Below are 13,347 nucleotides of genomic sequence, written 5' to 3' on the forward strand. Positions count from 1 at the left end.
AGCGCCGGGGTTCGCCACGCGTTGCTGGGCGTGCCCGGGCTCGCGACCATGCGGTGGCGGCTGCCCGGCCGAGGATCGCACATGACGTAGCAAGGCAAGGTGCTGGAGGTTCCGTGGACCTGTCCCTGTCGACCCGTTCAGTCGGCGATCGTACGGTCGTCGAGGTTGGCGGCGAGATCGATGTGTACACCGCCCCGAAGCTGCGGGAGCAGCTGGTCGAGCTCGTCAACGACGGCAAGTACCACCTCGTCGTCGACATGGAAGGCGTGGACTTCCTCGACTCGACCGGCCTGGGTGTGCTGGTGGGCGGTCTGAAGCGGGTGCGCGCCCACGAGGGCTCGCTGCGCCTCGTCTGCAACCAGGAGCGCATCCTGAAGATCTTCCGCATCACCGGCCTGACCAAGGTCTTCCCGATCCACACCTCGGTGGACGACGCGGTCAACGCGACCGACTGACGCGGCCGGGCCGGCCCGCGGGCCGGCCCGTTCGTTTCCACGCGTCCGGGTGCGCCGGGGTCTCGACGGCCCCGGCGCCCACCCGGCCGCCCGGGGCCGGTTCGACCGGCCCGCAGGGGCCGCACTGCCGGCCCTTGGCCGGAGCACCCCGAGGGGGAGAGATGGCAACCGTCGAACTTCGATTCAGCGCGCTTCCCGAGCACGTGCGGACGGCCAGGCTGGTCGCCGCGGCCGTCGCCAGACGGGCCGGGGTCGACGAGTCGGTGCTCGACGAGGTGCGCCTCGCGGTCGGCGAGGCGTGTTCCCGTGCGGTCGGCCTGCACCAGCGCGGTGGTGTCGGCGGCACGGTCCGGGTCGCGTTGACCGACCAGGAGAAGCGTTTCCTCATCGAGGTCGAGGACGAGGCCGGTCCGGTCGGCGTCCCGGCCTCCGGGGCCGCCGAGGGCGACCCGGACGAGGACACCCTGGGCCTCGCGGTGATCACCGGCCTGGTCGAGGACCTGGAGGTCACCGACGGCGCCGAGGGCGGTCTGATCCGGATGAGCTGGCCGCTCTCCGTCGAGTCCGTCGCGGTCTGACCGGCCGTCCGCGCCGGTCCGTACCGGCCTGCGCCGGTCCGCGGTCTCCTGCGGCCCTTCCCGGCTCTCCGCCGCCACGCCCGTCACCGGACGCCCCACAGCCCTGCGTCCGTACCGCCCCCGCACGGCTCGTGCGGTCGCACGGCCCGCACGGCCCCTGCGGTCGTACGGCCCCGCACGGCTCGTGCGCCCGTGCCCGGCGCGATCGGCACGGGCCGCTCGGCAGCCGCTCGCGGAGCGGTCGCGCGGTGGTCCAGTCCCTGGGAACGCGTTGACAAACCGTCGCGCACGGCGGTTCGCTGCTTCCGGCACGACCGGCTCCGATCACTGATCGGACCTGTCGCGGAAGAAGAAGAGCATGCGGATCCGCATCCTGTGGCCGGCCGGTCAGGCCACCGCCACGCTGGCGAGCACGCCCACCGCCGAGGCGCTCTGGGCCGAGCTGCCGATCAGTTCCTCGGCCAGCACCTGGGGCGAGGAGGTCTACTTCGGCACGCCAGTCAGCGTGCCGCGCGAGGCCGGCGCCCGGCAGGTCGTCGAGCCCGGCACGGTCGCCTTCTGGACGGACGGCGACAGCCTCGCGCTGCCCTACGGGCCGACGCCGATCGCGCGCGACGGCGAGTGCCGGCTGGCCAGCCCCTGCAACGTCCTCGGCGCCCTGGACGGGGACGCCCGGGTGCTGCGCACCGTCCGGCCCGGTGACCCGATCCGGGTCGAACGCGCCTGAGCCGGCGCCGGGGCGGGCGGGCGGCGGCCGGAGCCGGGAACCGGGGTGCGGGTGACGGCCGTGTAGGTTCGACGACCGAAGACGACCGAACCGAAAGGCTTCTCCCGGTGAACAAGCGACTGCTGGCCGTACCCGCCCTCGGCGCGCTGCTCGCGTTCGGCGCCGTCGGCTGCGGCGACGACAACGCCAAGCAGCTGGAGTCCTGGGCGTCCAACGTCTGCGGGGCGGCCAAGGACCCGATCGCCCAGGCGCAGACGGCCCTCGCCGACACCGGCCAGGTGAAGACCGGTGAGGTCCCGGCCGATCTGCAGAAGCGGCTCTCCGCCGACATCGGGCGGCTGGCCAAGACCAACCAGGACATCGCGGCGGCCATCAACTCGGCCGGTGCGCCCAAGGTGGACTCCGGCGCGAACCTGCAGCAGGACACCGTCGCCGAGCTGACCAAGGCGGCCGACGGCTACCAGGACGTCCAGAAGAAGCTGGACGCGCTGCCCAACGACGACCAGGCGAAGTTCGCGGACGGGCTGCGCAGCGTCGCCGACCAGGTGCAGAAGCTGGCCTCGCTCTCCACCCAGGCGCAGGCCAAGCTGCAGCGCGGCGAGCTCGGTGCGGCGATGGCGAAGCAGGAGGGCTGCAAGCCCGGGGCCGCCACGGCCCCGAGCGGCGGCGCGACCGGCTCGCCGGACGCCGGGGCGACCGGGGCGACGGGTTCGCCGGCGGCGACCCCCGCGCCGGGTGCGACCGACGGCGCCGGCGCGTCCGGTTCCCCCGCCGCGGGCTCCCCCTCCGCCGGTGCCACCGGTGCTCCGGCCGCGCCGCCGGCCGGCCCGGGCAGCCCGGCGCCCAGCGCGAGCTGACCTCGGGACCGGTCCCGCGCCGGACCGGTACCGGCCCCGCACCGGCCCCGGAACCGCAGCCCCTGCGGGCTTCGGGGCCCGGGCCCCGAAGCCCCGCCGCCGGGCGGCCCGGTGTGCGGCGGCCGGGGCCCGTGGGGCGGGGGACAATGGCGGGGTGACCAGTAGCCCCGTTCTCGACCTGACCCGCCTCGCCAAGCTGCGGGAGGCGTTGCTCGCCGCCTCGTTCACCGCCGACGGGTGCCTCGACCTGCTCGGGCCCACCGGGTACGCGGCGCTGGCCCGCAGCGAGGCGGTGCCCGCGCTGCGCGCGACCCGGGGCGGCAGCCCGCTGGAGACCCTGGTGCGGCTGTTCCTGCTGCAGCAGCCGGTGCCGTACCGGGCGGCGGCCGCGGCGCTGCCGGTGGAGGACTGTCTCGCCGACGGCTGGCTGCGCCCCGACGGCGACCGGGTGCGCGCCACGGTGGACGTCCGGCCGTACGCCAACGAGGTGGCCGGCCTGCCCAGTTCGGACGCCTGGGTGGTCTCCGACCTGGGCTGCGCGGTGGGCGGCGCGGGCGGCATCGGCTCCGGCGAGACCGCGCACGGGGTGGCCCGCAGGGACTTGGTGCTGGGGGTCGGCGGCGCGTCGACCACGCTGGCCAACGTCACCGTGCGCCGCCCCGTGCGGGCCGCGCTGGACCTCGGTTCGGGCTCCGGCGTGCAGGCGCTGCACGCGGCCCGGCACGCCCAGCGGGTGACCGCCACCGACCTGAACCCGCGTGCGCTGCGCTTCACCGAGCTGACCCTGGCGCTGTCCGGTTACGACCACGCCGAGGCGCTCGCCGGGAGCCTCTTCGAGCCGGTCGGGGAGCGGAGGTTCGACCTGATCGTCTCCAACCCGCCGTTCGTGATCTCGCCGGCCGGCCGGTTCACCTACCGGGACGGCGGCATGGCGGGCGACGACCTGTGCCGCAGCCTGGTCCGCTCGGCCGCCGCCCACCTGGAGCCGGGCGGCTACTGCCAGTTGCTCGCCAACTGGCAGCACGTCAAGGGCGAGGACTGGCACGAGCGGCTGGCCGGCTGGGTGGCCGGCACCGGGCTGGACGCCTGGATCGTCCAGCGCGAGGTCCAGGACCCGGCCCAGTACGCCGAGTTGTGGCTGCGGGACGGCGGCGACCACCGCGGCCCCGGCGGTGACTACCAGGCCCGCTACGGCGAGTGGCTGGACGCCTTCGAGGCGGGCGGGGTCGAGGGCGTCGGCATGGGCTGGATCACCCTGCGGGCGAGCGGCGCCGAGCGCCCGACCGTCCGGGTGGAGGAGTGGCCGCACCCGGTGGAGCAGCCGCTCGGCCCGCACATCGAGGAGTGGTTCGACCGGCAGGACTTCCTGCGCTCGCACGACGACGCGGGCCTGCTCGCGGCCCGGTACGTGCTGGCCGACGAGGTGGTGCAGGAGCAGGTCGGAGCGCCGGGCGCGGAGGACCCGGAGCACGTGATCCTGCGTCACAACCGCGGCATGCGGCGGGCCACCAAGGTGGACACGGTGGGTGCCGGTTTCGTCGGGGTCTGTGACGGGACGCTGTCGGCGGGCGAGATCGTGGACGCCATCGCGCAGCTGCTCGGCGAGGACCGGGTGGTGCTGCGCGACCGGGTGCCGGAGTCGCTGCGGCTGCTGACCGAGCAGGGCTTCGTCCGCCCGGTGGGCTGACCGGGGCCGCGGGCCCCGGAGGAGGGGCGGCGGGGTACCCGGTTCACCCGCTCGTACCCGCCGGTTCGTCCGGTGGTCGCCGGGCGGCCGCCGCCCGTTGGCCCCCGGCTGTGAGGCTCTGTCCACAGGCTGTGGACAGAGCTGGGGAGCCGGGGGCCAGGGGTGGACACGACGACGGCGACGGTGGGCGGGCTGGTGCTCGCCCTCTTCGGTGGCGTGCTGCTGCTCTGGTGCGCCGCCGAAGTGCGCCTTCGCCACCGCGTGCGCCGCAGGGGGGCCGCGGCGGTGGCGACGGTGGTGGCCGAGGACGAGGCGCACGGTCACCTCGACAGCGCGCCGCTGCTCTCCTTCCCCGTCCTGCCCGTGGTCGGCGGACCGGGTGGGGGCCGGATCGCCGAGCTCGTGCTCACCCGTCCGCGCGGTCACACCCCGTTGCGCCGACCGGACCGCTTCGTGCCCGGTGCCACGGTGCGGGTCTGCTACGACCCGAGCCGGCCGGAACGGGTGGTGCTGGCGGCCGGGGAGCTCCGCCGGGCCGTGCTCGCCGACCTGCTGTGGGGCCTGCTGGGCGCGGGCTGCCTGGTGGCGGGTGCCGGGCTGCTCGTCGCGGCCGGCGGCTGAGCTCCGGGCGGCCGGCCCGGAGCGGCGGTGCGGCGACGCTCCGCCGGGGCGTCGGCCCGGCGCGGACACGCCGTGGACGCGGCGTCGGCGCGGGGGCGGGGGCCGTCCGCGGGGCGTCGCGGCCGTGGTGCGCGGGGGGTGGGCCTCGGGGGCGGCGATTTTCCGTTGACAGATTTTGAAATCCGTCATTCCATCCTCCGGAACCCGCCGAAGCCCCCCTCCGCGGGGCGCGAACCTCCGTCATCGGGTTACCGTTCGAGTGGCGTCGGTGAGCCCGGCAAGCGAAAACGCGGGATCCGTCCGTTTGACAAGGGTGGCCGGGGTACGGTCACACTCCGCTGGTGGGGTCGTCGTGCAGCGGCAGCCCCGGGACGGTTGCGGGGTCGGGCGGAGCGCAGCCCGTGCTGCCGGCGCCGACCAGCCACATAACGACCGGGAGAGAAGAGCGAAGGTGTCCCCGAGCAGCGAGACCGCGCACGGACAGCGACTCGTCATTGTCGAGTCGCCGGCCAAGGCGAAGACGATCAAGGGCTACCTGGGCCCCGGCTACATCGTCGAGGCGAGCGTCGGGCACATCCGCGACCTGCCCAGCACCGCGGCCGAGGTCCCGGACAAGTACACCGGCGAGGTGCGCCGCCTCGGGGTGGACGTCGATCACGACTTCGCGCCCATCTACGTGGTCAACGCGGACAAGAAGTCGCAGGTCAGCAAGTTGAAGTCGCTGCTCGCGGAGTCCGACGAGCTCTTCCTCGCCACTGATGAGGACCGCGAGGGCGAGGCCATCGCGTGGCACCTCCAGCAGGTGCTCAAGCCCAAGGTGCCGGTGCACCGGATGGTCTTCCACGAGATCACCAAGTCGGCGATCCAGGAGGCGGTGGCCAACCCGCGCGAGCTCAACCAGCGCCTGGTCGACGCCCAGGAGACCCGCCGCATCCTCGACCGCCTGTACGGCTTCGAGGTCTCGCCGGTGCTGTGGAAGAAGGTCATGCCGAAGCTGTCGGCCGGCCGCGTGCAGTCCGTCGCGACCCGCCTGGTGGTGGAGCGCGAGCGGGAGCGGATGGCCTTCCGCAGCGCCTCCTACTGGGACCTGGTCGGCACCTTCGGCACCGGCCGCACCCCGGCCGACGCGGCCAACCCGGAGACCTTCGGCGCCCGGCTCTCCTCGGTGGACGGCAAGCGGATCGCCAGCGGCCGCGACTTCGGCTCGGACGGCCGGCTGAAGGCCGCCAGCACCAACACCCTGCACCTGGACGAGCAGGCGGCGCGTCAGCTGGCCGCCGCGCTGGAGCAGACCTCGTTCAGCGTCCGCAGCGTCGAGTCCAAGCCCTACCGCCGCTCGCCGTACGCGCCGTTCCGCACCACCACGCTCCAGCAGGAGGCGAGCCGCAAGCTCGGCTTCGGCGCCAAGCGGACCATGCAGGTGGCCCAGAAGCTGTACGAGAACGGCTTCATCACCTATATGCGCACCGACTCGACCACGCTGTCGGAGACGGCGGTCTCCGCCGCCCGGGCGCAGGTCACCCAGCTGTACGGCGCCGACTACCTGCCGGACGCCCCGCGCACCTACGCCAGCAAGGTCAAGAACGCGCAGGAGGCGCACGAGGCCGTCCGCCCGTCCGGCGACCGCTTCCGCACCCCCGCCGAGACCGGCCTGGCCGGGGACGACTTCCGGCTCTACGAGCTGATCTGGATGCGCACCGTCGCCTCCCAGATGAAGGACGCGACCGGGCAGTCGGTGACCGTCAGGGTCGGCGGGGCCGCCGCGGACGGCCGGGACGCCGAGTTCTCCGCCTCCGGCAAGATCATCACCTTCCACGGCTTCCTCAAGGCCTACGTCGAGGGCGCCGACGACCCGAACGCCGAGCTGGACGACCGGGAGCGCAGGCTGCCGCAGGTCGCCGAGGGCGACCCGCTGGCCGCCGAGCAGCTCACCCCGGAGGGGCACGCCACCAAGCCCCCGGCGCGCTACACCGAGGCCTCGCTGGTCAAGGAGCTGGAGGACCGGGAGATCGGCCGCCCCTCCACCTACGCCTCGATCATCGACACCATCATCCAGCGCCGCTACGTGTTCAAGAAGGGGACGGCGCTCGTTCCGTCGTTCCTCTCCTTCGCCGTGGTCAACCTGCTGGAGAAGCACTTCGGCCGGCTGGTCGACTACGACTTCACCGCCAAGATGGAGGACGACCTCGACCGCATCGCGGCCGGCGAGGCGAAGTCCGTGCCGTGGCTGAAGCGCTTCTACTTCGGTGAGGGCGAGGGCGTGGCCACCGGCGGCGCCGCCGAGGCCGGCAACGGCGACGGCGACCACCTCGGCGGTCTGAAGGAACTGGTCACCGACCTCGGCGCGATCGACGCCCGGGAGATCAGCTCCTTCCGGATCAGCGACGACATCACGCTGCGGGTCGGCCGCTACGGCCCGTACGTGGAGCGCGCCTCCGAGGTCGAGGGCGAGCCCGGCCAGCGCGCCGACATCCCGGACGACCTGCCGCCGGACGAGCTCACCGTCGAGCTGGCCGAGGAACTGCTGGCCAGCCCCAGCGGAGACTTCGAGCTGGGCGCGGACCCGGTCAGCGGCAACCAGCTGGTCGCCAAGAAGGGCCGCTTCGGCCCGTACGTGACCGAGATCCTGCCCGAGGGCACGCCCAAGACCGGCAAGAACGCCGTCAAGCCGCGCACCGCCTCGCTCTTCCAGTCGATGTCGCTGGACACCGTCACCCTGGAGGACGCGCTGCGGCTGCTCTCGCTGCCGCGCGTGGTCGGCGCCGACGCCGAGGGTGTGGAGATCACCGCGCAGAACGGCCGCTACGGCCCGTACCTCAAGCGCGGCACCGACTCCCGCTCGCTCACCAGCGAGGACCAGCTCTTCACGATCACCCTGGACGAGGCGCTGGCGATCTACGCCCAGCCGAAGCAGCGCGGCCGGGCCGCCGCCGCCCCGCCGCTCAAGGAGCTGGGCACCGACCCGGTCAGCGAGCGCCCGGTGGTGGTCAAGGACGGCCGGTTCGGCCCGTACGTGACCGACGGCGAGACCAACGCGACGCTCCGCAAGGACGACGAGGTCGAGACCATCACGCCGGAGCGCGGCTACGAGCTGCTCGCCGAGAAGCGGGCGCGCGGGCCGGTGAAGAAGGCGGCCAAGAAGGCCCCCGCCAAGAAGGCGGCGGCCAAGAAGGCGACGGCGACCAAGACCACCGCCACCAAGACGGCCGCGAAGAAGACCGCCGCCAAGAAGACGGCGGTGAAGAAGACCGCGGCCAAGACGACGGCGGCCAAGAAGACCGCCGCGAGCAAGACCGCGACCACCGACGAGGGCTGATCCCCCGCCAGTGCCGCCGGGCCCGCGCCCCCCGCTCGGGGGGCGCGGGCCCGTGGTCGTCCGGGCTACGTGCGCGAATCGTCACAGGCCGGTGATGAGCGCGAACCGGAACCCCGTTCATCTCATTCCGGTCAAGCCCCGCCCGCTACGCTGACCGTATGACGAGCGAGGAGCAGCCCACCCCCAGCGCCGCCCCGGCCGCCAGAGCCGCGGCGCCGGACCTGCCCGGGGTCGCGCCCGCCGGTACCCCGGTCGACCGGGCCCGGGCGCTGCTGCGGACACGTCCCTACCGGCGCCTGTGGACCACCCAGCTGATCGGCGGCACCGGCGACCGGCTCGGGCTGCTGGTGCTGCTCGTGCTCACCGTGGTCTCCGCCGCCCTCGGCGGCCAGTTCGGCGACCTGCCGCGCAGCCTCGCCTTCGCCGTGACCGCCGTCCTCGCCGTGCGGCTGCTGGCCGCCGGGCTGGTCGGGGTGGCGCTGCTCGGCCCGGTGCACCGGCTGGTCGCCGGGAAGCTGGACCGGCGCTGGACGCTGCTCGGCGCCGACGCGCTGTGCGCCCTGCTGATCGGCCTCGCGCCCTGGTGGACGGTCTGGCTGTCCTCCGGTGCGCGGCCCTCCGCCGCCGCCACCTACGTGCTGCTCGCCACGGTGTTCCTCACCGGCGGTGCCGAGCGGGTCCGGGCGATCGCCAGGGACGTCGCCGTCCCGGGCCTGCTGCCGCCCGCCGACCCCTACGCGCCCGCCGCCGAGCAGCGGCCGGCCGCCGTCAACCTGGACACCGTCCGGAGCATCGACCGCTTCACCGGCTGGGCCACCGCGCCGCTCGCGGCCGCCGGCCTGGTCGCCCTCACCCTCCTGAACAACATCGGCGCGGCGCTCGGCTCGGACTGGCTCCGCGCCCACCAGGTCACCTTCGCCGCGCTCGGCGCGGCCGGCCTGTTCGCCGCCGCGGCCGTCCGCGACCACCTCCAGCAGCTGCCCGTCGGCCCGGTGACCGCCGCGCCGCACTCGCCGCTGCAGGGGCTGCGCGCCCCGACCGACGCCACGCCCGGGCCCGCGCTGGGCAAGGGCCGCACCGGCAGCGCCCCGTACTTCACCTTCGCCGTCGCGGCCGGCTTCGCCTCGATGGCCGGCGTCGCCGCGCTGGCCCTGCTCACCGCCGCCGAGCACCGCGCCGGGCCGATCGGGTACGGGCTGCTGGTGCTGGCCGCCACCGCGGCGCCCGCGCTCGGCGCCCGGCTGACCCGGGCCACGCTGCCCGCGCTCTCCCGCCGCCGGCTGCTCGCGCTGGCGCTGCTCACCGAGGGCGTGGCGCTGATCCTCGCCGGGCTGGTGCTGGACTTCGTGCTGGTCCTGGGGCTCACCGTGCTGGCCGGCCTGACCGCCGGGATCATCGTCTCCACCGGCCGCACCCTGCTCGCCCAGGAGGTCGAGGAGGCCCGGCTGCCGAAGGTCACCGAGCACCTGTACGCGGTGCTGCGGGTCGTGGTCGGCGCCGCGCTGGTGGTCGTCCCGCTGATCGCCGCGGCCTACGGGGACGTCGAGTACGGCACGGTCGAGCCCGGCTCGTTCACCTTCATCCACGGCGGCGCGGCGCTCGCCGTCGCCACCTCGGGGCTGCTCACGCTCGTGCTGGCCGCCGTCGTGCTGCTGCGGACCGACGACCGGCGCGGCACCACGCCGTTCGGCCGGGACCTGCTGGACGCGGTGCGCGGCGCCGGCGGGCCGACCCCGCACCGGGGCGCCGGCACCGGCTTCTTCATCGCCCTGGAGGGCGGCGACGGGGCCGGCAAGTCCACCCAGGCGCAGGCGCTCGCCGAGTGGATCCGCGGCAAGGGGCACGAGGTCGTGCTCACCCGCGAGCCCGGCGGCAGCCCGGTCGGCCAGCGGCTGCGCGGCCTCGTCCTGGACGTCGGCAACACCGGCCTGTCGCACCGCGCCGAGGCGCTGATCTACGCCGCCGACCGCGCCGAGCACGTCGAGAACGTCATCCGGCCGGCCCTCGCCCGGGGCGCCGTGGTGATCACCGACCGGTACATGGACTCCTCGATCGCCTACCAGGGCGCCGGGCGCGACCTGGCCGCCACCGAGGTCTCCCGGATCTCGCGCTGGGCGACCGGCGGGCTGCTGCCCGACCTGACCGTCGTGCTGGACGTCGACCCGACCAAGGCCCGCGAGCGGTTCACCGAGGCGCTCGACCGGCTGGAGTCCGAGCCGACCGAGTTCCACCAGCGGGTCCGGGCCGGCTTCCTCGCCCTCGCGGCCGCCGACCCGGCGCGCTACCTGGTCGTCGACGGCAGCCAGGCCCCCGGCTCCGTCACCACCGCGATCCGGCACCGGCTCGACCGCGAGCTGCCCCTCTCCGAGCAGGAGAAGGCCGCCCGCGCCGAGCAGGAGCGGCTCGCCCGTGAGGAGGCCGAGCGCCGCGCCGCCGAGGAGGCCCGCAGGAAGGCCGAGGCGGAGGCCGCCGAGCGCAAGCGCCAGGAGCTGCTGGAGCAGCTGCGCGCCGAGCAGGCGGAGAAGGAGCGGCTCGCGAAGGAGGAGGCCGAGCGGGTCGCCGCCGAGGCCCGCCGCAAGGCCGAGGAGGAGGCGCGCCGCCGGGCGGAGGAGGAGGCCCGGCTCAGGGCCGAGCAGGAGGAGCAGCGCCGCCGCGCCGAGGAGGCCCGGCTGGCCGCGGAGGCCGCCGAGCGCAAGCGGCTCGCCGACGAGGCGGCCGCCCAGGCCGAGCTCCAGCGGCAGCGCGAGCTGGCCCGGGAGGAGCAGCGCCGCCGCGCCGAGGAGGCGCTGCAGCGGGCCGAGGAGGCCCGGCTGGCGCAGGCCGCCGCGCTCGCCGCCGCGGCCGCCGCGGCCAAGACGGCGGCGGAGCGGGCGGCCGGCACGCCCGGGGCGGGTGCGCCCGGGGCCGCCACGCCCGGGGACGCCGTGACCACCGAGCTGCGGGCCGTCCGGGAGGACCGGCCCACCGACGACGCGACCCGGGAGCTGGCGCTGCCGGACCACCGGGCGGGCGCCGGGGCGCCGGAGGCCGTCGAGACGACCGCGCCGCTGCCGGCGGTCCCGCCGGCGGCCGTGGACGAGACCGCGGTGCTGCCGAAGGTCTCGGCGGAGACCGAGCGGACGGCGCTGCTGCCGAAGGTCCCCGCGGACGCCGAGCGGACGGCGCTGTTGCCGCGCGTCGAGCCGGACCGCCCGCAGCCGGAGCGTGCGCAGCCGGGCCGTGCGGAGTCCGGCCGTGCGGAGCGGGCCGGGGCCGAGCCCGTCCGGCCGCAGCCGGGCGGCGCCGGGGCGGACCGGACCGGGGACCGGGTGCCGCCGGGGCTGTGGCGCGCGGAGCCGGCGGACGGCACCCGTGAGCTGCCCGCGGTCGACGCGGACCCGCAGGCCACCGCCGAGCGGCCACGGCCCGAGTGGGCCGAGGAGACGCCGATGGACGACCTGCCGAGCCTCACCGACACCCTGCTCGGCTCGCGAGACGAGTGGGCGGACTGGGAGCAGCGCGGCGCCCGGCCCCCGCAGGACCCGGGCGCCGGCCGCGCCGGGGACGGCGGAACGGACGGGGATGGGGACGGCGGCAAGGGCAAGGGCCGCCGCTGGGGCCGCCGGGGCTGACCCCGGAGCGGACGCGGACGACGGGCGGCGCCGCCGGGGTTCCCCACCCCGGGCGGCGCCGCCCGTCGCCGTTCTGGCCCGGACGGGCCGGGTCGGGCCGGCTCGGGGCGACGGCGCCGGGGGTGTCGCAGCGGACCCGTATGCTCGACGGCGGGGAAGGGGCGCCGGGAGCGCCGCCGTACGGAGCTTGGGAGCAGCAGTGGCCGTCTGGGACGACCTGGTGGGCCAGGAGCGGGTGGTCGAGCAGCTCACCGCCGCGGCCCGGGCGGCCGGGGCGACCGTCGCGGCCGGTCGCGGTGCGGCCCCGGAGCCGGGCGGGAACGCCTCCCTGATGACGCACGCCTGGCTGTTCACCGGCCCGCCCGGAGCCGGTCAGGTCACCGCCGCGCGCTCGTTCGCCGCCGCCCTCCAGTGCACCAGCCCGGACCTCGCGCTCGGCGGCACGCCCGGCTGCGGGTTCTGCGACGGCTGCCACACCGTGCTGGCCGGCAGCCACGCCGACGTCAAGTACGTCCGGACCGACGGTCTGTCCATCGGCGTCGGGGACATGCGCGAGCTGGTCCTGCGCGCCTCCAGCTACCCGACCGGCGGACGCTGGTCGGTGATCCTCGTCGACGCCGCCCACCGGCTCACCGAGGCCGCCGCGAACGCCCTGCTCAAGGGCGTCGAGGAGCCCTCGCCGCGGACCGTCTGGCTGCTCTGCGCCCCCTCCGTCCAGGACGTGCTGCCGACGATCCGCTCGCGCTGCCGCCTGCTCGTGCTGCGCACCCCGGCCGCCGAGGCGGTCGCCGACATGCTGGTCCGCCGGGACGGGGTCGAGCCCGAGACGGCCCGGCTGGCGGCGCTGGCCGGGCAGGGCGACGTCGAGCGGGCGCGCCGGCTGGCCGTCGACGACCAGGCCCGCAGCCGGCGCACCGAGGTGCTGCGGATCCCGCTGGAGGTCGGCGACATCGGCGGCTGCCTGGCCGCCGCCCAGCGCCTGGTCGACACCGCCAAGGCCGACGCCGAGGCGCTCGCCGAGACCCAGGACGCCAGGGAGACCGACGACCTGAAGGCCGCCTACGGCGCCGCCGAGGGCAGCAAGGCGCCGCGCGGCATGGCCGGGGCGGTCAAGGAGCTGGAGAAGCGGCAGAAGAGCCGGGCCACCCGGACCCGCCGGGAGACCCTCGGCGTCGCGCTGCTCGACCTGCTCGGCTTCTACCGGGACGTGCTCGCGATCCAGCTCGGCTCCACCGGCGCGCTCGCCAACGAGGACCAGCGGCAGGCACTGAACCGGGTCGCCCAGGCCGGCCCGCCGGAGGGCACGCTGCGCCGGATCGAGGCCGTGCTGGCCTGCCGCCGCGCGTTGGACCGCAACGTCGACCCGCTGCTCGCCGTCGAGGCGATGACGGTGGCGCTGCGCGCCGGCTGACCCCGCCCGTCGGTGCACCCGCCCGTCGGTGCACCCGCCCGTCGGCGCACCCCGCGGAGGGCCGACCCTAGGCCTCCCGGCGCT

Annotated in this window: 9 protein-coding genes; all 9 read left to right on the top strand. The window is 75.8% G+C overall.

All coding sequences use genetic code 11. The annotated features are described in order from the left end of the window. Positions 1 to 113: 113 nt before the first annotated feature. Entirely contained in the window at positions 114 to 455 is a 342-nt protein-coding gene (bldG, locus tag AB0N04_RS22280; protein ID WP_049659132.1) for an anti-sigma factor antagonist BldG, read from the top strand. A gap of 161 nt (positions 456 to 616) precedes the next feature. Next, the gene (locus tag AB0N04_RS22285; RefSeq protein ID WP_360217132.1) at positions 617 to 1,033 is read left to right on the top strand and encodes an ATP-binding protein; all 417 of its coding nucleotides are present in this window, start codon (positions 617 to 619) and stop codon (positions 1,031 to 1,033) included. 358 nt (positions 1,034 to 1,391) lie between these two features. Continuing rightward, positions 1,392 to 1,760 carry a cyclophilin-like fold protein gene (locus AB0N04_RS22290; protein ID WP_360217129.1) on the top strand — a complete coding sequence of 123 codons (369 nt, stop codon included), beginning with the start codon at positions 1,392 to 1,394 and terminating at the stop codon, positions 1,758 to 1,760. Between the two features lie 107 nt (positions 1,761 to 1,867). Beyond that, a complete protein-coding gene (locus tag AB0N04_RS22295; protein WP_360217126.1) occupies positions 1,868 to 2,617 on the top strand; it encodes a small secreted protein in 750 nt (249 codons plus the stop codon). Positions 2,618 to 2,771: 154 nt separating this feature from the next. Further along, positions 2,772 to 4,304 (top strand): methyltransferase, encoded by a 1,533-nt coding sequence (locus tag AB0N04_RS22300; protein ID WP_360217123.1) that lies wholly within the window; start codon positions 2,772 to 2,774, stop codon positions 4,302 to 4,304. A 162-nt stretch (positions 4,305 to 4,466) separates the two neighbouring features. After that, entirely contained in the window at positions 4,467 to 4,925 is a 459-nt protein-coding gene (locus AB0N04_RS22305) for a DUF3592 domain-containing protein (protein WP_360217120.1), read from the top strand. Positions 4,926 to 5,376: 451 nt separating this feature from the next. Further along, entirely contained in the window at positions 5,377 to 8,241 is a 2,865-nt protein-coding gene (gene topA / locus AB0N04_RS22310; protein ID WP_360217117.1) for a type I DNA topoisomerase, read from the top strand. Between the two features lie 158 nt (positions 8,242 to 8,399). Continuing rightward, entirely contained in the window at positions 8,400 to 11,852 is a 3,453-nt protein-coding gene (gene tmk, locus AB0N04_RS22315) for a dTMP kinase (RefSeq protein WP_360217114.1), read from the top strand. A gap of 199 nt (positions 11,853 to 12,051) precedes the next feature. Then, complete coding sequence (locus AB0N04_RS22320; RefSeq protein ID WP_360217111.1) at positions 12,052 to 13,263, top strand: DNA polymerase III subunit delta'; 1,212 nt, start codon at positions 12,052 to 12,054, stop codon at positions 13,261 to 13,263. Positions 13,264 to 13,347 lie beyond the last annotated feature (84 nt).

The organism is Kitasatospora sp. NPDC051702 (genome assembly GCF_040681575.1).
Taxonomy (GTDB): Bacteria; Actinomycetota; Actinomycetes; order Streptomycetales; family Streptomycetaceae; genus Kitasatospora.

Bases quoted from the DNA above. Each gene is read 5' to 3' on its own strand.
- tmk (WP_360217114.1), top strand. From the start codon at position 8,400: ATGACGAGCGAGGAGCAGCCCACCCCCAGCGCCGCCCCGGCCGCCAGA.
- AB0N04_RS22285 (WP_360217132.1), top strand. From the start codon at position 617: ATGGCAACCGTCGAACTTCGATTCAGCGCGCTTCCCGAGCACGTGCGG.
- AB0N04_RS22290 (WP_360217129.1), top strand. From the start codon at position 1,392: ATGCGGATCCGCATCCTGTGGCCGGCCGGTCAGGCCACCGCCACGCTG.